We start from the raw sequence: 22,614 nt of genomic DNA, 5'->3' as shown, positions 1-22,614 counted from the left end.
GCGGTTTCTCTTTAGCGTTGCTGCGGCGCAGCATCAATCGCAGAGTTGACCCCGCGGCACCTGATCCAGCGAAGCGATGCCCATTTGACCCATATTGGCCAGCAAATCCTGCCGCAGAATGTCGATCACATGGGTCGGACCCTGCGCGCCAAGGGCCGCAAACCCGTACAGAAACGCCCGCCCCAACATGACAAAATCCGCGCCTTTGGCCATGGCGCGCAGTATGTCCAAACCACCCTCGACGCCGCTGTCGAAAATCAGCGGCAGGGCGCAGGCGGCGCGAATCTCGGGCAGCACGTCGATGCTGGCCGGTGCAGCGTCAAACTGGCGTCCGCCGTGGTTCGAGACCCAAAGCGCATCAATGCCTGTTTTCTCAAGCCGTTCCGCATCTTCGCGGCGCAATACGCCTTTCACGACAAACGGCCCGTCCCAATGATCGCGCAGCCATTTGACGTAATCCATGTCGGGCGAGGTGCGCAGCAGGTACCCGATATGGGCGGTTGGGGGCAGGGTCTGCTGGCCATCGATATACTTGTCCAGGGTCCGCATCCTGGGCGTTCCGTGTCGCCACATGCCCATGGCCCAGGCCGGGCGCATCGCAACCTGAGCCAGCAATCGCGGCGTCAGACGCGGCGGCTGCGTCAGGCCCGAGCGCGTTTGTCGTTCGCGCCGCGACGCAACCGGCACATCGGCGGTCAGAACCAGAGTCTTGAACCCGGCGTTACGTGCGCGGGCCAGCACATCGCTGCGAATCTCGGGGTCTTTGGGCGGGTAGAGTTGAAACCACGCGTTTTCACCCAGATGCGGGGCCATATCCTCGGGCGACTGGCTGGCGACGGTCGACAGGGTGAAGGGCAGACCGGCCTGCGCGGCTGCGCGCGCCAGCAGTGCTTCGGCATTCGGCCAGATCAGGCCGCACATCCCGATCGGAGCGATTCCAAAAGGCAAGGCGCAGGTCTGCCCCAAAAGCTCGACCTGTGTGTCGAACGTTAACTCTCCATGCAGGATCGAAGGGTACAGTCGCACATCGTCCAGCGCCTGCCGGTTACGGTGCAAAGTGGTTTCCGTTCCGGTGCCGCTGTCTACATATTCCCAGACAAAATGCGGCAACCTGCGCCGGGCGCGGCGTTTCAGATCCGGGATTCCGGGATACATGCTGTGCAAATCCATGCGGATTGATCCGACCTGCACGGCGATTCGGCAAGGGTTTGGGGCGGTGCAGGTCCTTCGACGCGCCTTGGCCGATCAAAATGAGCCGTTCGAAGCGCGCGTTACGCCGCCTGTTCAGTGCGCGTCAAGAAAGTTGAAAGCGCGTGTGAACAAGCCGTGAACAAACTCTTTCCCTTGGCACGCATCCGGCGTAGTTTGGAGCCATGAGCAGTTTTGACGAAATGGACGCCTTCGAGGGCGCATCGCTGTCGCAAAGAGCCATGGCCGCGCGACCAGCGCCGTATCTGGATGACCTGAACCCGGCCCAGCGCGAAGCGGTTGAACGGTTGGACGGGCCCGTGCTGATGCTGGCGGGCGCGGGGACGGGGAAAACCAAGGCCCTGACGACCCGGATTGCGCATTTGCTGACCACCGGGAAAGCGCGTCCAAATGAGATTCTGGCAGTAACTTTCACCAATAAAGCCGCACGCGAGATGAAAGAGCGTGTGGGGCGGCTGCTTGGGCAACCAGCCGAGGGCATGCCCTGGTTGGGCACTTTCCACGCCATCTGTGTCAAGCTGCTGCGGCGGCATGCCGAACTGGTCGATCTGAAATCGAACTTCACCATTCTGGACAGCGACGACCAACTGCGCCTGCTCAAGCAGTTGGTACAGGCCGCCAATATCGACGATAAACGCTGGCCCGCGCGGATGCTGGCCGGAATCATCGACGATTGGAAAAACCGCGCCCTGACGCCAGATAAGGTGCCCTCTGCAGACGCCGGGGCCTTTAACCACAAAGGCATCGAGCTTTACGCGCAGTACCAGACCCGACTGCGGGAGTTGAACGCGGTGGATTTTGGTGACCTGCTGCTGCATATGGTCACGATTTTCCAGACCCACGCGGACGTGTTGGAGCAATACCAGCGCTGGTTCCGATACATCCTTGTGGACGAGTATCAAGATACCAACGTCGCCCAATACCTGTGGCTGCGTCTTTTGGCCGGAGGGCACAAGAATATCTGCTGCGTCGGCGATGACGATCAGTCGATCTATGGCTGGCGCGGGGCCGAAGTGGGCAACATCCTGCGGTTCGAGAAGGATTTTCCCGGTGCTTATGTGGTGCGGCTGGAACAGAACTACCGCTCGACCCCGCATATTCTGGCGGCTGCGTCGAATGTCATTCGAGGCAATGAAAGTCGCTTAGGCAAAGAGCTATGGACCGACCGGGAAGAAGGCGAAAAGGTTCGTCTGATCGGCCATTGGGATGGCGAGGAAGAGGCGCGCTGGATCGGCGAGGAAATCGACGCGATGCAGGGCGGCACGCGCGGCGTGCGGCCGATGAACCTCGATGAGATTGCTATTCTGGTCCGCGCCTCGCATCAGATGCGGGCGTTTGAGGATCGATTTCTGACCATTGGTCTGCCCTACAAGGTGATCGGCGGCCCTCGGTTCTATGAACGGATGGAGATTCGCGATGCCATGGCCTATTTCCGGCTGGTGGTCAGCCCCGAGGATGATCTGGCGTTTGAGCGGATTGTGAACACGCCCAAACGAGGCCTCGGTGACAAGGCGCAGCAGACGATTCAGATGACGGCGCGGGAACACGGGGTGTCTCTAGTCGATGGTGCGCGGATTGCCGTTGATAACGGGCTGATCAAGGGCAAAGGCGGGAAGGCGCTGCGTGAACTGATCGATGGTCTGGCGCGCTGGAATGCGATGACGCGGGGCCCTCGGATTGAGGTCGATGATGACTCGGTTATCGACGATGGCGTGTCGCCGATCCGCTATGGCGCGCCCGAGCATACGCATATCGAACTGGCGCAGATTGTTTTGGACGAGTCCGGCTATACCGGTCACTGGCAGAACGACAAAACACCCGAAGCGCCGGGACGGCTGGAGAACCTCAAAGAACTCGTCAACCAGTTGGACAATTTCGAGAACCTGCAAGGGTTTCTGGAACATGTCAGCCTGGTCATGGATAACGAGCAGGATTCGGATGGGGCCAAGGTTTCCATCATGACGCTGCACGCGGCCAAAGGGCTGGAGTTTCCCGCCGTGTTCCTGCCGGGGTGGGAGGATGGGTTGTTCCCATCACAGCGTTCTATGGACGAATCGGGGATCAAAGGCCTCGAAGAAGAACGTCGCTTGGCATACGTGGGCATCACTCGTGCGGAAGAGGTTTGTATGATTTCTTTTGCGGCCAATCGGCGGGTGTTCGGGCAGTGGCAGAACTCGATGCCGTCGCGGTTCATCGACGAATTGCCCGAGGATCATGTGGAGGTGCTGACGCCTCCGGGGCTGTATGGCGGTGGTCAAACCACGGCAGGCATCGAAACCCGTGCGGCGGAGGCGAATGTCTACAATTCGCCGGGCTGGAAGCGGATGCAGGCGCGGCAGGGGCAGTATGGCATGTCGCAACCGCGTGAGAGCCGCAATACGGTGATCGATGCAACCGCCGTGGCCAGTTTCACCCTGGGTGAAAGGGTCTTTCATCAGAAATTCGGGTATGGCGGTGTGGTGGGCATCGAGGGCGACAAGGTCGAGGTGGATTTCGACAAGGCCGGGACCAAGAAAGTTGTCTCTCGGTTCCTGTCTGCCAAGGACGACGTGCCGTTTTGATCTTTTGCGAGGCTCTGCCTCGCGCTCCGAGGTATTTTTGAACAGAAGAAGCAGGGGCGTTCGCGCCCTTTTTTGCTGTGCGCAAATGAAAAGCGGCGGTTCCCAGGGAGGAGGAGGGGGAACCGCCGCTCTTTGAAACATCAGAGCAGGGAGGAGGAGAGCCCTGATGTATCAGCACCCGGGTTTGAGCCCGGTATGGGTACGACGCGGCGACGTCAGGGAGGAGAAGGACGTCGCCGCGCGCTTTCAACATCAGGGCAGGGAGGAGGAGAGCCCCGATGTATCAGTTTCCGGCGTTCAGGGCCGGTATAAGGTGCGGCAGCGTCAGGGAGGAGGAGAGACGCTGCCGCTGATTACAGACCCTAAAGGGAGGAGGAAGGGTCTGATCTCGGGTATTTCGGTGCGCTTAGCGCGCGGTGTAGTCGTCAGCCGCCTGCATCGCTACGCGGCGGATCATCGAGCGGTGCAGGCCCAGATCGGCAAGCTCGCGGTTGGACAGGCCAGACAGTTCGTTGACCGTCTGGCGGTACATGCGGTGACGGGCAAAGCGGGTTTTGGCGGCTTCGATCAGCGCGCTCAGCCCGCTTGTGTGTGCGCCATTCAGCGCGGTGGAATTTGCTGCAACAGCCATGTGCTTTACTCGGTCTCGTGTGTCTGTGCCGGTGTCGTCCGGCGCTTGCTTGAGACTGAAAATAGGCAAATGCTGCGATTGCACAATACCGGGCGACGTCAATGCTGCTATGCAGCAAATGCATAGATATCAGAATGTTGAGCGGGCACCTGTAGATTCCCCTTATAAATATGGGTTTTGGACACGCCTTTGCTTGTGGTTTGCGAAGCGGAAAAAAGTTACCGCAAGCATTCGCCATATGTTTGAGCGCTAACTTGGAAAATTTGTGCGTTGTAAAAGCCCAAGATTTCAGCAGCGCCAGCCTGTTTGGGACTGTGACGGCCCCCACTTTGGAATTCATGGGATGTTCTGTGGATTGATAGTCCAAGCAAGACTGCCGTGGATTTTGAGGTCATTGATTCGGGATTGGTGTCACGGTTTTTGGGCGATATTTCCGGAAAGCCGGGGTAATTCTGAAAAAAGTTGGGAAATCGTGGGAAGTCTCTTCCGCTTATAGAAATTGGAACATATGGGTACATGGATGCCCGGCTTGTCTATATGCAGTGTATATACGCCTGTGAATCATAGTGATATGATGGTCGCATCGCAGCTTGACGAACGCAGTGACCAAATTTTCCAGTTGATTTCCATGATTTCCCATGTCATCCCTTATTTATCCGATGAGGACGAGGCAGCAGGGGCACAAAACGACCCCAACCAATAATAATCAGGTTTCATACAGGCATCTCGCTTTCATCTATCAAGAGATCCGGCGCGCGGGCGAGCAGACATCCCCCCAGGTGGCGCGTGCAGCTGGACATCCCGCAAAGCGGGTCAATGCGGCGGGTTGATCAGTGGCAGCAGATCAACCCGCCGTTTTTCATCCGGGGGGGGCGTGAATTTGAGGTGGGGCGCAAGCGAAAGGGACAGTCGTCTTGGCGCGCAGGTTTAGAGGTGAAAGCCACCATAAGGTGGACACGAAGGGCAGGGTCTCGATCCCGGCCTCGTTTCGCCGTGTGCTTGAAGCGTCCGATCCCAACTGGCAGCCCGGTGACAATCCTGAGCTTGTGATTGTCTATGGCGATCACCGCCGCAAATATCTTGAATGCTATACGATGCAGGCGATCGACGAGGTTGATGCCAAGATCGATGCGCTGCCGCGCGGCTCGATGGAGCGCAAGATGTTGCAGCGCATGTTCCACGGTCAATCCTTCCCGACCAATGTGGACGAAACCGGGCGGCTGGTGCTGCCGGCAAAGCTGCGCAGCAAGATCGACCTTGCAAATGAGGCGTTCTTTATCGCTGCCGGTGACACCTTCCAGATCTGGAAGCCTGAGACCTACGAGGTCGAGGAACTGGCCAAGGCCGAAGAGTGGATGGACGATCTGCCAGGCGATTTCGACCCGATGGTCTATCTCGATGGCATCGGGGACGCGTGACGGCATGCCCGGCGCTGACACCCCTTCCGATAAACCTCATATCCCTGTTCTGTTGCGCCCGTTGCTGGGTGCGGTGGCGCCGGTTTCAGGCGTGTGGTTGGACGGAACCTTCGGCGCGGGCGGGTATACGCGTGGCTTGTTGGGGGCTGGGGCTGACAAGGTCATCGGCGTGGACCGCGATCCGCTGGCCTTTGAGATGGCGGCGGGTTGGGCAGCCGAATATGGTGACCGGCTGGTGATGCAACCCGGCGTGTTTTCCCGGATGGACGAATATGCCGAAGGTCTGGATGGCGTTGTGCTGGACCTCGGGGTGTCGTCCATGCAGTTGGATCAGGCCGAGCGTGGGTTTTCCTTCATGAAGGACGGGCCGCTGGACATGCGCATGAGCCAGGAGGGTGAAAGCGCCGCTGATCTGGTGAACGAAGCGACCGAGGCGCAACTGGCCGATATTCTGTTTCACTACGGTGAAGAACGCGCCAGCCGTCGGATTGCCAAGGCAATTGTCAAAGCGCGGGCCGAGGAGCCGATAACCACAACCCTGCGTCTGACAGAGATCATCGAATCCTGCTTGCCGCGCCCGAAGCCGGGGCAATCGCATCCAGCGACGCGCAGCTTTCAGGGGCTGCGGATCGCGGTGAACGCGGAATACGAAGAACTGTTTCAGGGCCTCATGGCCGCCGAACGGGCGTTGAAGCCGGGCGGGCAACTGGCTGTTGTCACCTTCCATTCCATCGAAGACCGCATGGTCAAACGGTTCTTTCAGTCCCGCGCGGGCAAAACAGGCCGGGCGAACCGCTATGCGCCCGAAATGGAACAGGAATTGCCGCAATTCACTTTGAAAACCCGCAAGGCCGTGGGCCCGGATGATCAGGAATTGCAGGAAAATCCGCGCGCGCGGTCGGCCAAACTGCGTGTTGCGGTGCGAACCGAGGCTCCGGCGGGGGAAATTGACGCCCGCGCAATCGGGATGCCGCAATTGGGGGGAAGGGCAAGATGAAGAGTGTTTTGTATGTGTTGACCGCTCTGTCCGTGTTTGGATTGGCGCTTTGGGCGTATCAAGAGAATTACCGCACCCAGCAAGTGTTGAAAGAAACGCAGAAATTGCGGCGTGAGATCGGCATGGCGCAGGTGCGTCTGGCGGTTCTGAACGCCGAATGGGCCTATCTGAACCGTCCTGACCGGTTGCGCGAACTGGCGGATCTAAATTTCGAACGTCTGGGTCTGCTGCCCCTGCGGGCCGAGCAGTTTGGGCGTGCCGATCAGATTGCTTATGCCGAAGACCCCGATCTGCCCATCGTGGATCCGATTGAATTGCAGGCGATTACTGACTTGCAGGCATTGGGCGAGGTGCAGATTCCATGACACGTACACCGCTCCGCCCTTTGGCCCGTGTTCTGGATGCCCGTGCGCGTGGGGAAAATCCGAAGGTCATCGAACGCGAGAACATCCGTCAGCGCCATGAACAGATGAAAGATCGCGCCCGCGCCAGGGCCGAGGGGCGCCTGCTGGTGCTGGGCCTGTTCTTTTTCTGTGCCTTCTCGGTTGTTGGGTTCCGGATGGGGATGTTGGCGACGTCCGAGGCGCAAGAGCCGCTGGCCAGCGCGCCGGGGGCGGCGATTGCCATGCAGCGCGCCAATATTGTGGATCGTGAGGGTCGGATTCTTGCGACCAATCTGGACACCTATTCGGTCTACGCCCAACCACCCCTGATGATCGATCCGATTGCTGCGGCGGATCAGTTGGTGGCGATTTTCCCCGATTTGGACAAAGAGCGTCTGGTCAAGGACTTCACCGGCAACCGCAAGTTTCTGTGGATCAAGAAGCGCATCTCGCCCGAGCAGAAACAGGCTGTTCACGACATCGGCGATCCCGGCATCCTGTTTGGTCCGCGTGAGATGCGGCTGTACCCGAACGGTAAACTCGCCGCGCATATTCTGGGCGGGTCAGGTTTTGGTCGCGAGGGGGTGAGTGCTGCCGAAGTGATCGGCGTTGCTGGTGTCGAGAAGAAATTCGATGATTATCTGCGCGATCCGGCCAACGGCAACAAGCCGCTGCAACTGTCGCTGGACCTGACCATTCAGGCCGCGGTCGAGCAGGTGCTGTATGGCGGCATGAAGATCATGAACGCCAAGGGGGCTTCGGCCGTTCTGATGAATGCGCATACGGGTGAGGTGGTCTCGGCGGCGTCGCTGCCGTCCTTCGATCCCAATGATCGCCCGCGCCCGCCGACCTCGGGCTTTGATCCGTCTGACAGCCCACTGTTCAACCGCTATGTGCAGGGCGTGTACGAGCTGGGCTCGGTCTTCAAGATCTTTACTGCCGCGCAGGCCGTGCAGCTTGGGCTGGTGAACTCCGAGACCATTATCGACACCTCGGGGCCGATGAAAATCGGTCGCTTCCCGATTGGTGAGTTCAACGGCAAAAATTATGGCAAGATCAGCGTCGCGGATGTGATCGTCCATAGCTCAAATCGGGGAACCGGGCGGTTGGCCTTGCAGATCGGTTCCAAACGACAGCAGGAGTTTCTGCAGACTCTGGGCATGTTTGAACCCACACCGTTCGAGATTGTCGAGGCCGCCGGGGGCGCGCCGCTGAAGCCCAAGAAATGGGGTGAACTGAGCACGGTGACCATTTCCTATGGCCATGGCCTGTCGACCAGCCCGATGCATCTGGCGGCGGGATATGCGGCGATTGCCAATGGCGGGCACTATGTCAGCCCGACGATCCTGAAGAAAAACGGCCCGCAATACGGTCCGCGCGTCTTGTCGGACAGCGCCGCGTCGCAGGCGCAGAAGATGCTGCGCAAAGTGGTGACCGACGGCACCGCCAGCTTTGGCGATGTCAAAGGTTATGACGTTGCGGGCAAAACGGGAACGGCGGATAAACCCAAGCCGCGTGGTGGGTATTACGATGACAAGGTCATCGCGACCTTTGCCACCATCTTTCCGGCCTATGATCCGAAATACGTGCTGATCGTCACGCTGGATGAACCGTCAATCGTGGCCTATGGCGAAAAGCGCCGCACCGCAGGCTGGACGGCTGTCCCGGTTGCGGCTGAGCTGATCGGGCGGGTTGCCCCTTTGCTGGGCCTGCGTCCTCGGCTTGAGCCTGAGGCGGGCGCTGCTATAACCCTGACCTCGAATTAGGGTGCCAGAGAACAGGTGGGTCATGGGCGCAACGACAAAGAAACTCAGCCAACTGGCCCTGACCGCACGCGGTGGCGCAAATCCGGATATCACCGGGCTGGCCGTTGACAGCCGCGAGGTCAAAGACGGCTACTTGTTTGCGGCCCTTCCCGGCACCCGTGTCCACGGCGGCGAGTTCATCCAATTTGCCCTGCGCATGGGGGCCGCTGCCGTTCTGACCGACGCCGAAGGCGCACGGATCGCGACAGCCGAACTGGCCGCTTCCGACGCCGCCCTGATCGTGGTCGAAGACCCGCGTCAGGCGCTGGCCGGATCAGCGGCGCTGTGGTTTGGACAGCAGCCGCAAACCATCGTGGCGGTCACCGGCACCAACGGTAAAACTTCGGTTGCCAGCTTTGTGCGCCAGATCTGGACCGAGCTTGGCCATGCCGCCGTCAATCTGGGCACCACCGGTGTCGAGGGCGCTTGGACTGCTCCGCTGGCCCACACCACGCCCGAACCGATCACCCTGCATCGCTGTCTGTCCGAGGCCGCCGAGAATGGCGTGACCCACGCGGCGATGGAGGCGTCTTCGCATGGGCTAGAGCAGCGCAGGCTGGATGGCGTACAGCTAACCGCCGCCGGATTTTCGAACTTCACGCAGGATCATCTGGACTACCACGAAACATTCGAGGCCTATTTTGCAGCCAAGATGGGGCTGTTTGACCGGGTTCTGCCTCATGATGGGACCGCAGTGATCAACCTCAGCGACCCAAAGGGAGCCCGCGTGCGCAAGATTGCCGAGGCGCGGGGGCAGTCGGTGCTGACAGTCGGATTGGGCGAGGCCGATCTTTGCCTAATGAACCAACGCTTTGACTCGACCGGGCAGGATTTGCGGTTTTCCTGGCAAGGCAAGACTTTCCAGACCCGCCTGAACCTGATCGGAGGGTTTCAGGCCGAAAACATCCTGCTCGCCTGTGGATTGGTCATCGCCGCCGGGGATGAGCCCGAGCGGGTGTTCGAAACCCTGCCGCACCTGACAACGGTTCGGGGGCGCATGCAACTGGCGGCCACCCGTGACAACGGCGCGGCGGTGTTTGTGGACTATGCCCATACGCCTGACGCCGTTGCCACGGCGTTAAAGGCGCTACGCCCGCACGTGATGGGCCGTCTGATCGCCATTGTTGGCGCAGGTGGAGATCGCGATGCCACCAAACGTCCGCTGATGGGCAAGGCAGCAACGAACCATGCGGATACCGTATTCGTCACCGATGACAACCCGCGTAGCGAAGATCCGGCCACCATCCGCGCCGCTGTCATGGACGGCGCACCGGGTGCGACCGAGGTAGGCGACCGGGCCGAGGCCATCCTTCGCGGTATCGACGCCTTGCAGCCGGGCGACGCGTTGCTGATCGCCGGCAAGGGGCATGAAACCGGCCAGATCGTCGGCGATCAGGTTCTGCCCTTCGACGATGTCGAGCAGGCGAGCATTTCCGTGGCCGCTCTCGACGGGAGGGTCGCATGACACTCTGGACAGCGGCAGAGGCTGCCGAGGCCACCGGCGGGCGGGCAACCACGGATTGGCAGGCAAATGGCGTGTCGATTGACACAAGAACGTTGCAGCCGGGCGATCTGTTTGTTGCGCTGAAGGCTGCACGTGACGGGCATGATTTCGTGGCTCAGGCGCTTGAGAAAGGTGCAGGGGCGGCGCTGGTTTCCCATATCCCCGAGGGTGTGTCCGAGGATGCGCCGCTGTTGATCGTCGAGGATGTGCAAGCCGGGCTCGAGGCGCTCGGGCAGGCCGCGCGCGCGCGGACAGATGCGCGCGTGGTCGGGGTAACAGGTAGCGTCGGCAAAACTTCGACCAAGGAAATGCTGGCAACCATTCTTGAAACTCAGGGCAAAACCCATGCCAGCGTCGCCAGCTACAACAATCATTGGGGCGTGCCGCTGACACTGGCACGGATGCCGCAGGACACCGAGTTTGCGGTGATCGAGATCGGCATGAACCACCCCGGCGAGATTGCTCCGCTGGCCCGCCAGGCCCGCCCGAATGTGGCGCTGGTGACAACCGTGGCTGCGGTTCATCTTGAGGCGTTTGAGTCGGTTGCAGGGATCGCCCACGAAAAGGCGGCTATTTTCGAGGGGCTGGAACCCGGCGGCGCAGCCATCGTGAACGCCGATATAGAACACGCCGAAATTCTGCGTCACACGGCGCAAGATCACGGTGCAGGGATCGTTGAATTTGGCCGTCAGGCCGCAGATTACAAGCTGGCGGATGTGACTGCCGGGCCGGATTCGGTTCAGGCCCAAGCCGCGGTTGGTGACACGCAGTTCACCTTCGACGTCCAATCCGCCGGTACGCATTTTGCGATGAACGCATTGGGCGCTCTGGCCGCTTGCGTCGAACTGGGCGTCGATCTGGATCAGGCCATCGCCGGTCTGCGACAATGGTCGCCGGTCAAGGGGCGCGGCGTGCGCGAGACCTTGCCGCTGGCCGCTGGCGGACAGATCGAACTGCTGGACGACAGCTACAACGCCAACCCCACCTCGATGGAGGCCGCCTTGGATGTGCTTGCTGCATCGCAAGGCGCGCGCCGCATCGCCTTTCTGGGTGACATGAAAGAACTGGGGCCGCAGGAACAGGCCATGCACGCAGCCATGGCCCAGGTCGATGCGATGGCGCGTGTGGACCAAGTGCATTGCATCGGTCCGCTTATGCAGGCTCTGCATCAGGCCCTGCCAGCCAACAAGCGCGGACTGTGGTTTGAAACCAGCACCGAGATGGCCGTGCACCTGCCTGATCTGATCAAAACCGGCGATACTGTGCTGGCCAAGGGCTCGCTGAGCATGGCTCTGGCGCGGATTGTTGACGGTCTGCGCAAAATGGGGCAAGGGGGCGCGCTTAACGGGTGAACGCACCCATGAGCCTCGTGTGAGAAGGGTTTTGTAATGCTGTATTGGTTGACCGCCTTGTCGGACGGAGGGGATTTCTGGAACCTCTTCCGCTACATTACCTTCCGCGCAGGCGGCGCCTTCATGACCGCGCTGATCTTTGGCTTCATCTTCGGCAAGCCGCTGATCAACGTGCTGCGCAGGAAGCAGGGCAAAGGCCAGCCTATCCGCGATGACGGGCCAGAGGCGCATTTTTCCAAGGCCGGAACACCGACCATGGGCGGGTTGCTGATCGTCGGCGCGCTGGTGACATCGACGCTTGTCTGGGCGCGGTGGGACAATCCCTATGTCTGGATGGTGCTGTTCGTGACACTGGCCTACGCGGCCATCGGCTTTGCCGACGATTACGCGAAGGTTTCAAAGCAGAATACTAAGGGTGTTTCGGGCCGGATGCGGCTTGCGCTGGGCGTTATCATCGCCGTTCTGGCCTCGCTCTGGGCCACTTTGCATCATCCTGAAATCCTGCAAAACCAGCTGGCCGTGCCGGTGTTCAAGGACACTCTGGTCAATCTGGGCATCTTCTATATCCCGTTCGCTATTGTCGTTATCGTGGGGGCCGCAAATGCGGTGAACCTGACCGATGGTCTGGATGGTCTGGCCATCATGCCCGCGATGATCGCGGCCTCGACCCTGGGGATCATCGCCTACGCCGTGGGCCGGGTCGACTTTACCGAGTATCTGGACGTGCACTACGTGCCCGGCACCGGTGAGATCTTCATCTTCACCTCGGCCCTCTTCGGCGCGGGGCTTGGCTTCCTGTGGTACAACGCGCCGCCTGCGGCTGTGTTCATGGGCGACACCGGGTCACTGGCGCTGGGCGGCGCGCTGGGTGCCATCGCCGTGGCCACGAAACACGAGCTGGTTCTGGCCGTGGTCGGAGGCTTGTTCGTGGTCGAAGCGCTGAGCGTGATCATCCAGGTCCTCTACTTCAAACGCACCGGCAAACGCGTCTTCCTGATGGCCCCGATCCATCACCACTATGAGAAAAAGGGCTGGGCCGAGCCGACCATTGTGATCCGCTTCTGGATCATCTCGCTGATCCTGGCGATGATTGGTCTGGCGACGTTGAAGGTTCGGTAAAGACTAACGTTTCTTACGTTCGGCCCCAAGACAAGGAGAAGTGCTCCTTCAAATTGCGTCTCTAACGCGTATGCTGTTCCAACATTTCTTGGATTGGTGCGGCGTTGGATTGGCTTCTCACGTTTTTTTCTCAATATGGAGTTCCTCTGGGTGGAGCTGCGGCGGCTCTCGCAATCATCGAAACAGTGTTTAAGCCGTTTCGGAAGCTCTTTGGTGGCACTCAAACTGTAAAACTGGATGAGGAAACCAAGTCAGCGCTTGCACCGTTGAAAGCAGCGGACAGGCCAGCGTTGACGGTGCCAGAGTTCATCCGACTTCGACGTGAACTCAAGGCGGACCTTGAAGAGGAACTTACCGCTGCGCAAGACGCCGAGAAAGATCAACTGCGGGCGCGGATCGCCGAGTTGGAAAAGCAAATCTCACACCCGGAAGAAGGTCTGGCCGAACTGCAAAAACGTAATGCCGAACTTGAGGCGCTGTTGGAACGATCAGGCAATGAGATCGGCGGGGATCGGCTATCAGAGGCGCGCGCCGCTTTGGAAAAAGGCGACTACTCTGTTGCGGATGACCTTTTCGCCGAGATCGAAGAACGGCGTAACTTGGAGATTCAAGAGGCCGCACGCGCGGCGTTTGGACGAGGTGAGATTGCCGAGGCCGAAGTGCGCTGGGCTGATGCCGCAGCACATTATGTGAGAGCGGCGAACTTAAATATGACATTCGACACTTTGTTCAAAGCCCGTGAATTCACTTGGCGCGCGGGAGAATTAGACTTGGCGTTTCACTACGGTCAAAAACTGTTGAATGTAGCGCGCGCGGAATTGGTCCAAGAGAACCTTGCAAGCGCATTAAATGAGCATGCGATCACGCTCCGCGCGCGCGGAAAAAATGACGAGGCAGAAGAACTGATGCGTGAGGCATTGGAGATTGCTAAATCAACATTCGGCGAGTTCCATCCAGACTATGCAAATTGCCTGAATAACCTCGCCCTTTCGCTTGGTAAGCGAGGGCAGGATAGTGAGGCTGAGAAGCTATTCCGCGAGGCGTTGAAAATTGATGAGGCGACGATTGGTCGATCACATCCGCACTACGCTATTCGCATCACAAACTTAGCGAGTTTGCTTCTAGAGCAGGAGCGTTACGAAGAAGCTGAACGGGCGTATCGTGAAGCGTTGGAAATCGGAGAAGCGACGATTGGCTCAGCGCATCCAGATTATGCTACCCGCTTTAACAATCTCGCTTTGGTAGTCGCGGCACAGGGGAGAAATGGCGAGGCCGAGGAATTGTATAGGGAGGCGATAGAAATTGACCGCAAAGCTCTAGGTGTCGAACATCCTTCCTATGCGATTGATTTAAACAACCTAGCTCAGTTAATAGAAGCAACGGGCCGCAATGAAGAGGCCGAAGCTCTCTATCGTGAGGCGTTGGAGATTCTCAAGAAAACCTTAGGGTTTGACCACCCAAACACGATGACGGCTCGCAAGAACTTGGAGCATTTTCTATCCAGAAAGCACGACTAGCCCCGCTTGCATTCCTGACAGCCATCGGTACAGGGTGGTCCCCGCCATCAAATACAAAGACGGAGCGTGCAAATGATCCCGGTCAAAGGGTTTTCAGAACAGAAAGTTGCGGTTCTGGGGCTGGGCCGGTCGGGGTTGGCCGCCGCGCGGGCGTTGCGTGCGGGGGGGGCACAGCCGGTGTGTTGGGATGACAATCCGGATGCGCGGGAGAGGGCTCAGGCCGAGGGGTTTGTGTGTACCGATCTGCTTCGGAATGGGGCGTTTGAGGGTATTGCGGCGTTGATCGTGTCTCCGGGCATTCCGCATTTGTATCCGACGCCCAATCCGGTTGTCGCGGCGGCTTTGGACGCGGGCGTTCCGGTCGATAATGATATCGGGCTGTTCTTCCGTTCCTTTGCCGGGCCGGAATGGAACAATTATGACACCCCGCCGCGCGTAATCGCGGTGACCGGGTCGAACGGAAAATCGACCACGGCGGCGCTGATCCATCACATTCTGACCGAGGCTGGGCGCGATGCGCAATTGGCCGGAAATATCGGGCGCGGGGTGCTGGATATTGATCCGGGGGGCGATGGCTCGGTCGTGGTGCTGGAGCTTAGCAGCTATCAGACGGAACTCGCCCGCTCTCTGACGCCGGATGTGGCAGTATTTACTAACCTTTCACCGGATCACCTGGACCGTCACGGCGGTATGGGGGGCTATTTTGCTGCCAAAAGACGGTTGTTTGCCGAGGGCGGCCCGGATCGCGCCGTCATTGGCGTGGATGAGGCCGAGGGCGCGTTTCTGGCTGGGCAGATGGCCGAGGGGCCAGCGGATGATCGGGTGATCCGCATATCGGTCGAGCGCAAGCTGACCGGTCCGGGCTGGCAGGTTTTTGCCCGCAAGGGGTTCTTGTCGGAATACCGCAAAGGGCGGCAGGCGGGTTCGATCGATCTGCGGGCGATCAAGGGCCTGCCGGGGACGCATAACCACCAGAACGCCTGCGCGGCCTATGCGGCCTGCCGTTCGCTGGGGTTGGCGCCTCGGGTGATCGAGGACGCTCTGCACAGCTATCCGGGCCTGCCCCATCGCAGCCAGATCATCGCCGAAGCCGGGGGCGTGACTTATGTGAACGATTCCAAGGCCACCAATGTCGACAGCGCGGTGAAGGCGCTGGGCGCGTTCAAGCGGATTCGCTGGATCTGCGGCGGGTTGGAGAAAGAGGGTGGGCTGGACGCGCTGAACGATGCTGCAAGCGATGTGCTGAAGGCCTATGTGATCGGGCGCGAGGCGGCAGGTTTCGCCATGCAACTGAACGTGGATGCGCAAGTGTGCACGACCATGGTCGCAGCGGTCGAGCAGGCGATGGCGGATGCCGAGGCAGGTGAAACTGTGTTACTTGCGCCCGCTGCTGCAAGTTTCGACCAATATGATAACTTTGAACAACGCGGTGAGGATTTTGCCGACAATGTGCGGCAAAGGCTGGCTGAATAACGCGGTTGCAATCGACCGCCGGTTCATCTGCTCTGGGTCGCTATCGGCTTGACGCCCCACCGGATTTGGTCTTGCCTTAGCGGGACGTTAGAAAACGAGGTTACGGATATGTCCAACCGAAAGAAATTGATGGCCTTGCCAGCGGTGCTGCTGATTGGGGCCTGTGCAAGCTCGGGTGCCAACTATACGCCGATCATCGACGGCAATATTGGCCCGAATTACAATGCGGATCTGGCGCAGTGTCAGGCTCTGGCACGGACGCAGCCAACTGTTGATGGCCGAACGGCAGGTGCGGCGGCCATTGGTGCTGCGGGTGCGGCGGGTGCGAAGGCGATCATTGATGACAGCGCCAGCGACCTTGGCCGTACGGCTGTCGCAGGGGCGTTGCTGGGCGCGGGCGCAAGCGCGTTGCAGAACAACCAGAACCAGGAAGTCATCGTGCGCAACTGCATGCGCGGGCGCGGGTATAACGTCGTCGGCTAAGGGTGCTGACGGCTTGCAATGGCGGTTCCGGCGGCATGCCCCGAGGACCACGCCCATTGAAAGTTGTATCCGCCCAGCCAGCCGGTGACATCCACCGCTTCACCAATCGCATAGAGGCCGGGGATCTCCCTGGCCTCCATCGTTTTTGACGACAGGTCGTCTGTGTCGATCCCGCCCAGAGTGACCTCGGCGGTGCGATAACCTTCTGTGCCTGAAGGGGTCAGATGCCACTCGGACAGGGCGGCGATCAGGTCTTTCAATGCGGCGTCGGACTGGTCGGCCAGATTGCCCTGCATCGGGATATGCTGGCTGAGGTAATCCACCAGCCGCGCGGGCAGGTGGCGGGCCAATTCTGTGGTCAGCGCCTTGCGCCCGCCGTTTTGGCGTTGATCCCGCAGCAGGTCGAACAGAGGCAGATCGGGGATCAGGTTGACGCGGATCACCTCACCCTCGCGCCAATAGGACGACAGTTGCAGCACCGACGGACCGCTGAGGCCGCGATGAGTGAACAGCAGCGCCTCGTCAAAGCTAGTACGGTTGTTTGACAAGCGTGCTGGCAGCGAGACGCCCGAGAGGTCTTTGAATTTCCCGTCCGAGAAGGTGAACGGGACCAAAGCGGCACGTGTTTCGGTGATCCGCAGCCCGAATTGCTGCGCGATGTCATAGGCCAGCCCGGTCGCCCCCATCTTGGGGATCGATTTACCGCCTGTGGCCAGCACGAGGTTGCTGCAAGTAAGGCTGAGGCGCTGACCTTCGCGGTCGACCTCAAGCGCAAACCCGGCCTCGGTCCTGCGCAGGTCCCTGAGTTCAGTTCGCACCCACAGTTCGGCCCCGGCACGCTCCATCTCGGTCAGCAGCATCTGGATGATCTGTTTCGAGGACCCGTCGCAGAATAGCTGCCCCAGCGTTTTCTCGTGCCACGCGATATTGTGGCGTCCGACAAGATCGACGAAATCCCACTGAGAATAGCGCGCCAGGGCGGATTTGCAGAAATGCGGGTTCTGGGACAGGAAATTTGCTGGTCCCGCATAGATGTTGGTGAAATTGCAGCGCCCGCCGCCCGAAATGCGGATTTTCTCGCCGGGGGCTTTTGCATGGTCGATCACCATTACGCGCCCGCCGCAATGGGTCGCGCACATCATACCGGCAGCACCGGCCCCGAGGATGATCGTGTCGTAGGTCATGGATGGGGGATGGCTGGGTTTCCGACAAATGGCAATAGTTGCGGTGCCACCAGTACTGGTGCCTTGGTCGGTTTGTAAGAAACGTCGTTTTGTATCGTCAGATTTTGTATCCATTGACAAAATCGATGTCTGCGCATGAAGCTGGCGATAAAGCGGTTAACTGAGTCTTGTCGCTAAATGAATAAATGGAATCGTATTCCAGAGACACAGGTGCTGAATCTAAATGTTTCGGATTGGACGCTCAGCTTTCCGGGAGGCTCGTATCGTCTTTATCTTCTTCGTTCCGAACCCGAATGGGTCCAAGTGAGCTACGGGCAGACTACTGAACGATGGCCGATCGAGGTGAAAGAGGAAAACAGTTCCGGCTATCGACTTTCAGGCTTCGCTTGGGAAACACCTGAGATCATGTTGGAGTCATCCACCTGGTTCGAACTCTTGATTTCAAACCGGACCCAAGTCACCTATTGGGGGGATCGGGTGGTTTATCGTGTGGACATAGGATGCTAGTGGCTCCCGCTCTCGGGTAATCATTGCTCTATTTGGTCGCTGAAGTCGATCGTGTTCCTCTTTTTCGTAGTAGCGATTTGCGTGTTAACCCGTGTTTCGCTCGTTTGAGATCAACAGCGCTTCTATTTCAGCCACTAGCCCTCATTTCCCTAGCCCAATCTCCAAAATCCCTGTAGACTCTCACCCAGATCCCGAAAACGGGACACGAGTGAGGCAGTAAGTGGCGGTATCTCATGACTGAGATGGTGTATGGCGCGGTCCAGGACCAGCGCGGGGAACCGATTCTACCAAAGTGGTGGCGTACGATTGATCGCTGGACGATGTCCTGCGTTCTGATCCTGTTTGTCATCGGGCTGTTGCTGGGGTTGGCCTCATCGCCGCCGCTGGCCGGGCGCAACGGGTTTGATCCGTTTCACTATGTCGAACGGCAGGTGTTGTTCGGCGGGCTGGCGCTGATTGCGATGCTGCTGACGTCGATGATGTCTCCGACCCTTGTGCGCCGTCTGGCGGTTCTGGGCTTTCTGGGGGCGTTCGTCGCGCTGGCCTTCCTGCCGATCTTTGGTACCGATTTTGGCAAAGGGGCGGTGCGGTGGTATTCGCTGGGCTTCGCCTCGTTGCAGCCTTCTGAATTTCTGAAGCCCGGATTTGTGGTTGTGGCCGCATGGTTGCTGGCGGCCTCGCAGCAGATCAACGGCCCTCCGGGGCGGTTGTGGTCTTTTGCACTGTGCATGGCGATTGTCGGGATGCTGGTGATGCAGCCCGATTTCGGGCAGGCGTGTCTGATCCTGTTCGGCTGGGGCGTGATGTATTTCGTGGCCGGGGCGCCCATGCTGCTGCTGGTTGGCATGGCGGGCGTGGTCGTGCTGGGCGGTATGTTCGCCTATTCCAACTCGGACCACTTTGCGCGCCGCATCGACGGGTTTCTGAATCAAGAGGTCGATCCGACCACCCAACTTGGCTATGCCACCAACGCCATCCGTGAAGGCGGTCTGTTTGGTGTTGGCGTGGGTGAGGGGCAGGTGAAGTGGTCTCTGCCCGATGCGCATACGGATTTCATCATCGCTGTGGCGGCCGAGGAATACGGCCTGATCCTGGTGCTGATCATCATCGCGCTCTATTCGCTGATCGTTGTACGCTCGCTTTTGCGGCTGATGCGCGAACGGGACATGTTCATCCGACTGGCGGGCACCGGTCTGGCCTGCATGTTCGGCGTTCAAGCGATGATCAATATGGGTGTTGCGGTGCGCCTGCTGCCTGCCAAGGGCATGACGCTGCCCTTTGTCAGCTATGGTGGTTCGTCCCTGATCGCAGGCGGCATCGCCATCGGCATGTTACTGGCCTTCACCCGCACCCGCCCACAGGGCGAGCTTGGCGATATTCTGCGCGGACGAGGTTGATGAGCAAACCCTACCTTCTGATTGCGGCGGGCGGCACCGGGGGCCACATGTTCCCGGCGCAAGCGCTGGCCGAGGCGATGCTGCACAAGGGCTGGCGCGTGCGCCTGTCCACCGATCCGCGCGGCGCGCGCTATACCGGTGCCTTCCCCGAAGGCGTTGAGATTGTCGAGGCATCCTCGGCCACTTTCGCGCGTGGGGGTCTCGCTGCCAAGGCGCTGGTCGGGCCAAAGATTGCTGGCGGCGTCGCCAGCATGGCCTTTCAGATGATGCGCGACAAACCGGAAGTGGTCGTGGGCTTCGGGGGGTATCCCTCGATCCCGGCGCTGGGTGCGGCGACACTGCTGAAAATCCCGCGCATGATCCACGAACAGAACGGCGTTCTTGGACGTGTGAACCAACTGTTTGCCACCCGCGTCGCTCAGGTGGCCTGCGGTGTCTGGCCCACCGATCTGCCGGAGGGCGCGCGAGGCATCCACACCGGCAACCCGGTGCGCGCGGCCGTTCTGGATCGGGCAGCCGCTCCCTATATCCCGCCGGGCGAATACCCGATGTCGGTTTTGGTGATGGGCGGATCGCAGGGCGCGCGCATCCTCAGCGATGTCGTGCCCGGAGCGATCGCTGCATTGCCCGAATTCCTTCGATCCTACATCCGCGTCTCGCATCAGGCGCGGGACGAGGATGGCGACCGCGTCACCGCCTTCTACGCCGACCATGGCATCCGCGCCGATGTTCAACCGTTCTTTGACGATGTGCCCCGCCGTATGTCGGATGCGCAGCTGGTGATCAGCCGCTCGGGTGCGTCCAGCGTGGCCGATATCTCGGTCATCGGGCGGCCTTCGATCCTGATCCCGTTTGCTGCCGCCGCTGGCGATCACCAGACCGCCAATGCCCGTGGGCTGGTACAGGCAGGCGGGGCGATCATGATCCCTGAAAATGCTCTTGACGCGGCCGCGTTGACCGAGCAAATGACCACGGTTCTGACAAACCCCGAAGCCGCACAGAAAATGGCCCACGCCGCCTTGTCGGTCGGGGCACCGGACGCCACCGAGCGTCTGGTTGCCCAGGTCGAGCAACTGGCGCAGAAGGAGACCACATGACCCCAGCAACCAAACTGCCGCAGGACGTAGGGCCGATCCATTTCGTCGGGATCGGCGGGATCGGGATGTCCGGCATTGCCGAGGTGTTGCTGAACCTTGGGTACAGGGTTCAGGGATCGGATCTGAAGGCGTCGAAAATCACCGACCGTCTGGCCTCGCTGGGAGCCGAGATTTTCGTGGGGCAAAAGGCCGAGAACCTCAAGAACGCTGCAGTGGTTGTCACGTCGACCGCGATTAAACCGGGCAACCCGGAACTGGATGAGGCGCGCGCCCAAGGCCTGCCTGTTGTCCGCCGGGCGGATATGCTGGCCGAACTGATGCGCTTGCGGTCAAATATCGCGATTGCCGGAACCCATGGCAAAACCACCACGACCACGATGATGGCCGAGCTGATGGTCGCGGGTGATTTCGACCCCACCGTGATCAATGGCGGCATCATTCACGCCTATGGCTCGAACGCGCGAATGGGGCAGGGCGAATGGATGGTGGTCGAGGCCGACGAATCCGATGGCTCATTCAACCGCCTGCCTGCAACCATCGCCATCGTCACCAATATCGACCCCGAGCATATGGAGCATTGGGGCGATTTCGACACGTTGCGCGATGGGTTCTATGAGTTCGTCTCGAACCTGCCCTTCTACGGTCTGGCTGTCTGCTGCACCGATCATGCCGAGGTGCAGGCTCTGGTGGGCCGTATCACCGACCGCCGCGTGCGCACCTATGGCTTTAACGCGCAGGCGGATGTGCGGGCCGAGAACCTGACCTACAAGGGCGGCGTCGCGCATTTCGACATCCACTTGCAATACGAAGACAAAGTGATCGAGGGCTGCACCCTGCCGATGCCGGGCGACCACAACGTTTCAAACGCGCTGTCTGCGGTGGCCGTCGCCCGCCATCTGGGCATGAAGGCCGCGGAAATCCGAGAGGCACTGGCCAATTTCGGCGGTGTGAACCGTCGCTTCACCAAGGTCGGCGAGGTCGATGGAGTCACCATCATCGACGATTACGGCCACCATCCGGTCGAAATCGCTGCTGTGTTGAAAGCCGCGCGTCAGGCGACCGAAGGCCGTGTGATCGCTGTCCACCAGCCGCACCGCTATTCCCGCCTGTCCAACCTGTTCGACGATTTCTGCACCTGCTTTAACGATGCCGACGTCGTCGCCATTGCCGAAGTGTTTGCTGCCGGAGAGGACCCAATCGAAGGCGCGTCCCGTGACGATCTGGTCGAAGGTCTGATCCGTCACGGCCACCGCCATGCGCGCGCGATCCTAAGCGAGGATGATCTGGAACGTCTCGTTCGGGAACAGGCTCGTCCGGGCGATATGGTCGTCTGCCTCGGGGCCGGTACGATCAGCGCGTGGGCCAACGGGCTGCCTGAGAGATTGCAAAGAAAACAAGCAGTTTGACGTTCATCCTCATTTGCCGCACAACCTGAAAGTGTGATAGAGTATTCACTGATACCGCGTACCCGTGGAGGGGGCGAATGGACTATTCGATGATCTTTGCCGCACTTTGGGTGATCTGCGCGACTATCGTGGCGCTGTTGCCGATGCGGCTGCAATTCCCTCCGGGTATCTTGCTGCTGATCTGCGCGCCGGTCCTGATCCTGTGGCTGGGTTATGATCACGGCTGGTTCTGGTCGGTTGCGGCCTTTGCCGGGTTCGTGTCGATGTTCCGCAATCCCATCCGCTTTTACTGGCGCAAATGGACGGGCCGGGAGGTCACGGAATGAGCTGGTCGATTGCTCTCGCCGCTGCTTGGGGTGTGGCCGCCAACGTGCTGGCGATGATCCCCAGCAAGGACAACCACTGGACCCGCGCCTACATCCTGATCGCGGTTGGCATCCCAATCGTTGGGTATGTCACGTTCGAGCATGGCCCCTGGATTGGCTTGCTGGTGCTGGGAATGGGGATGTCCGTGCTTCGGTGGCCAGTGATTTATCTGGGGCGGTGGCTGCGTCGGCGGGTCTGAGAAACG

19 protein-coding genes are annotated in these 22,614 nt (G+C 59.9%); 16 read left to right on the top strand and 3 right to left on the bottom strand.

What is annotated here, in order from left to right; all coding sequences use genetic code 11:
* Positions 1-33: 33 nt before the first annotated feature.
* Positions 34-1,170: an alpha-hydroxy acid oxidase gene (locus ACR0E6_RS08220; RefSeq protein ID WP_480582307.1), complete on the bottom strand. Its 1,137-nt coding sequence runs from the start codon at positions 1,168-1,170 to the stop codon at positions 34-36.
* A gap of 203 nt (positions 1,171-1,373) precedes the next feature.
* On the opposite strand from ACR0E6_RS08220, the gene ACR0E6_RS08215 reads away from it, so the two are divergent.
* Entirely contained in the window at positions 1,374-3,770 is a 2,397-nt protein-coding gene (locus ACR0E6_RS08215) for an ATP-dependent helicase (RefSeq protein ID WP_480582305.1), read from the top strand.
* 406 nt (positions 3,771-4,176) lie between these two features.
* Here the strand turns inward: ACR0E6_RS08215 and ACR0E6_RS08210 are convergent, their stop codons facing one another.
* A complete protein-coding gene (locus tag ACR0E6_RS08210; protein ID WP_480582303.1) occupies positions 4,177-4,401 on the bottom strand; it encodes a DUF1127 domain-containing protein in 225 nt (74 codons plus the stop codon).
* A gap of 950 nt (positions 4,402-5,351) precedes the next feature.
* Here ACR0E6_RS08210 and mraZ point away from each other — a divergent pair.
* The 10 genes from mraZ (at position 5,352) to ACR0E6_RS08160 (ending at position 16,452) form a co-directional block, all read left to right on the top strand.
* A complete protein-coding gene (gene mraZ / locus ACR0E6_RS08205) occupies positions 5,352-5,819 on the top strand; it encodes a division/cell wall cluster transcriptional repressor MraZ (RefSeq protein WP_480582301.1) in 468 nt (155 codons plus the stop codon).
* Positions 5,820-5,823: 4 nt separating this feature from the next.
* On the top strand, positions 5,824-6,816 hold the full coding sequence (gene rsmH / locus ACR0E6_RS08200; RefSeq protein WP_170735318.1) for a 16S rRNA (cytosine(1402)-N(4))-methyltransferase RsmH: 993 nt from the start codon (positions 5,824-5,826) through the stop codon (positions 6,814-6,816).
* On the top strand, positions 6,813-7,181 hold the full coding sequence (gene ftsL / locus ACR0E6_RS08195) for a cell division protein FtsL (RefSeq protein WP_480582299.1): 369 nt from the start codon (positions 6,813-6,815) through the stop codon (positions 7,179-7,181). The genes rsmH and ftsL overlap by 4 nt, the downstream gene beginning before the upstream one ends.
* Positions 7,178-8,965 carry a peptidoglycan D,D-transpeptidase FtsI family protein gene (locus ACR0E6_RS08190; protein ID WP_170633589.1) on the top strand — a complete coding sequence of 596 codons (1,788 nt, stop codon included), beginning with the start codon at positions 7,178-7,180 and terminating at the stop codon, positions 8,963-8,965. Before ftsL ends, ACR0E6_RS08190 begins: the two co-directional genes overlap by 4 nt.
* 22 nt (positions 8,966-8,987) lie before the next feature.
* Positions 8,988-10,469, top strand: a complete 1,482-nt coding sequence (locus tag ACR0E6_RS08185; protein WP_480582297.1) for a UDP-N-acetylmuramoyl-L-alanyl-D-glutamate--2,6-diaminopimelate ligase — start codon at positions 8,988-8,990, stop codon at positions 10,467-10,469.
* Entirely contained in the window at positions 10,466-11,860 is a 1,395-nt protein-coding gene (locus tag ACR0E6_RS08180; protein WP_480582295.1) for a UDP-N-acetylmuramoyl-tripeptide--D-alanyl-D-alanine ligase, read from the top strand. Before ACR0E6_RS08185 ends, ACR0E6_RS08180 begins: the two co-directional genes overlap by 4 nt.
* Before the next feature lie 36 nt (positions 11,861-11,896).
* Positions 11,897-12,979, top strand: a complete 1,083-nt coding sequence (mraY, locus tag ACR0E6_RS08175) for a phospho-N-acetylmuramoyl-pentapeptide-transferase (protein ID WP_170452107.1) — start codon at positions 11,897-11,899, stop codon at positions 12,977-12,979.
* Between the two features lie 104 nt (positions 12,980-13,083).
* On the top strand, positions 13,084-14,496 hold the full coding sequence (locus tag ACR0E6_RS08170; protein ID WP_480582293.1) for a tetratricopeptide repeat protein: 1,413 nt from the start codon (positions 13,084-13,086) through the stop codon (positions 14,494-14,496).
* A 72-nt stretch (positions 14,497-14,568) separates the two neighbouring features.
* Positions 14,569-15,969: a UDP-N-acetylmuramoyl-L-alanine--D-glutamate ligase gene (gene murD / locus ACR0E6_RS08165; protein WP_480582291.1), complete on the top strand. Its 1,401-nt coding sequence runs from the start codon at positions 14,569-14,571 to the stop codon at positions 15,967-15,969.
* Between the two features lie 108 nt (positions 15,970-16,077).
* Entirely contained in the window at positions 16,078-16,452 is a 375-nt protein-coding gene (locus ACR0E6_RS08160; protein WP_170452101.1) for a glycine zipper family protein, read from the top strand.
* Here the strand turns inward: ACR0E6_RS08160 and ACR0E6_RS08155 are convergent.
* Positions 16,449-17,636 carry a BaiN/RdsA family NAD(P)/FAD-dependent oxidoreductase gene (locus ACR0E6_RS08155; protein ID WP_480582289.1) on the bottom strand — a complete coding sequence of 396 codons (1,188 nt, stop codon included), beginning with the start codon at positions 17,634-17,636 and terminating at the stop codon, positions 16,449-16,451. The genes ACR0E6_RS08160 and ACR0E6_RS08155 overlap by 4 nt on opposite strands.
* Positions 17,637-18,376: 740 nt before the next feature.
* On the opposite strand from ACR0E6_RS08155, the gene ftsW reads away from it, so the two are divergent.
* The 5 genes from ftsW to ACR0E6_RS08130 all read left to right on the top strand — a co-directional run bounded on the left by ftsW (position 18,377) and on the right by ACR0E6_RS08130 (position 22,608).
* Positions 18,377-19,540 (top strand): putative lipid II flippase FtsW, encoded by a 1,164-nt coding sequence (gene ftsW / locus ACR0E6_RS08150; protein WP_170452095.1) that lies wholly within the window; start codon positions 18,377-18,379, stop codon positions 19,538-19,540.
* The gene (locus tag ACR0E6_RS08145; RefSeq protein WP_480582287.1) at positions 19,540-20,637 is read left to right on the top strand and encodes a UDP-N-acetylglucosamine--N-acetylmuramyl-(pentapeptide) pyrophosphoryl-undecaprenol N-acetylglucosamine transferase; all 1,098 of its coding nucleotides are present in this window, start codon (positions 19,540-19,542) and stop codon (positions 20,635-20,637) included. The genes ftsW and ACR0E6_RS08145 overlap by 1 nt, the downstream gene beginning before the upstream one ends.
* Positions 20,634-22,043, top strand: a complete 1,410-nt coding sequence (murC, locus tag ACR0E6_RS08140; protein WP_170523373.1) for a UDP-N-acetylmuramate--L-alanine ligase — start codon at positions 20,634-20,636, stop codon at positions 22,041-22,043. The genes ACR0E6_RS08145 and murC overlap by 4 nt, the downstream gene beginning before the upstream one ends.
* A 77-nt stretch (positions 22,044-22,120) precedes the next feature.
* Entirely contained in the window at positions 22,121-22,369 is a 249-nt protein-coding gene (locus tag ACR0E6_RS08135) for a DUF2484 family protein (protein ID WP_170452089.1), read from the top strand.
* Entirely contained in the window at positions 22,366-22,608 is a 243-nt protein-coding gene (locus tag ACR0E6_RS08130) for a DUF2484 family protein (RefSeq protein ID WP_170452087.1), read from the top strand. Before ACR0E6_RS08135 ends, ACR0E6_RS08130 begins: the two co-directional genes overlap by 4 nt.
* Positions 22,609-22,614: the final 6 nt, after the last annotated feature.

The sequence above is a fragment of the Ruegeria sp. AP12 genome (genome assembly GCF_056540025.1).
This window is presented reverse-complemented; position numbering and strand designations above follow the sequence as displayed.

Coding starts and splice junctions, on each gene's coding strand:
- ACR0E6_RS08220 (WP_480582307.1), bottom strand. CDS start 1,170: ATGGATTTGCACAGCATGTATCCCGGAATCCCGGATCTGAAACGCCGC.
- ACR0E6_RS08215 (WP_480582305.1), top strand. CDS start 1,374: ATGAGCAGTTTTGACGAAATGGACGCCTTCGAGGGCGCATCGCTGTCG.
- ACR0E6_RS08210 (WP_480582303.1), bottom strand. CDS start 4,401: ATGGCTGTTGCAGCAAATTCCACCGCGCTGAATGGCGCACACACAAGC.
- rsmH (WP_170735318.1), top strand. CDS start 5,824: ATGCCCGGCGCTGACACCCCTTCCGATAAACCTCATATCCCTGTTCTG.
- ftsL (WP_480582299.1), top strand. CDS start 6,813: ATGAAGAGTGTTTTGTATGTGTTGACCGCTCTGTCCGTGTTTGGATTG.
- ACR0E6_RS08190 (WP_170633589.1), top strand. CDS start 7,178: ATGACACGTACACCGCTCCGCCCTTTGGCCCGTGTTCTGGATGCCCGT.
- ACR0E6_RS08185 (WP_480582297.1), top strand. CDS start 8,988: ATGGGCGCAACGACAAAGAAACTCAGCCAACTGGCCCTGACCGCACGC.
- ACR0E6_RS08180 (WP_480582295.1), top strand. CDS start 10,466: ATGACACTCTGGACAGCGGCAGAGGCTGCCGAGGCCACCGGCGGGCGG.
- mraY (WP_170452107.1), top strand. CDS start 11,897: ATGCTGTATTGGTTGACCGCCTTGTCGGACGGAGGGGATTTCTGGAAC.
- murD (WP_480582291.1), top strand. CDS start 14,569: ATGATCCCGGTCAAAGGGTTTTCAGAACAGAAAGTTGCGGTTCTGGGG.
- ACR0E6_RS08160 (WP_170452101.1), top strand. CDS start 16,078: ATGTCCAACCGAAAGAAATTGATGGCCTTGCCAGCGGTGCTGCTGATT.
- ACR0E6_RS08155 (WP_480582289.1), bottom strand. CDS start 17,636: ATGACCTACGACACGATCATCCTCGGGGCCGGTGCTGCCGGTATGATG.
- ftsW (WP_170452095.1), top strand. CDS start 18,377: ATGACTGAGATGGTGTATGGCGCGGTCCAGGACCAGCGCGGGGAACCG.
- ACR0E6_RS08145 (WP_480582287.1), top strand. CDS start 19,540: ATGAGCAAACCCTACCTTCTGATTGCGGCGGGCGGCACCGGGGGCCAC.
- murC (WP_170523373.1), top strand. CDS start 20,634: ATGACCCCAGCAACCAAACTGCCGCAGGACGTAGGGCCGATCCATTTC.
- ACR0E6_RS08135 (WP_170452089.1), top strand. CDS start 22,121: ATGGACTATTCGATGATCTTTGCCGCACTTTGGGTGATCTGCGCGACT.
- ACR0E6_RS08130 (WP_170452087.1), top strand. CDS start 22,366: ATGAGCTGGTCGATTGCTCTCGCCGCTGCTTGGGGTGTGGCCGCCAAC.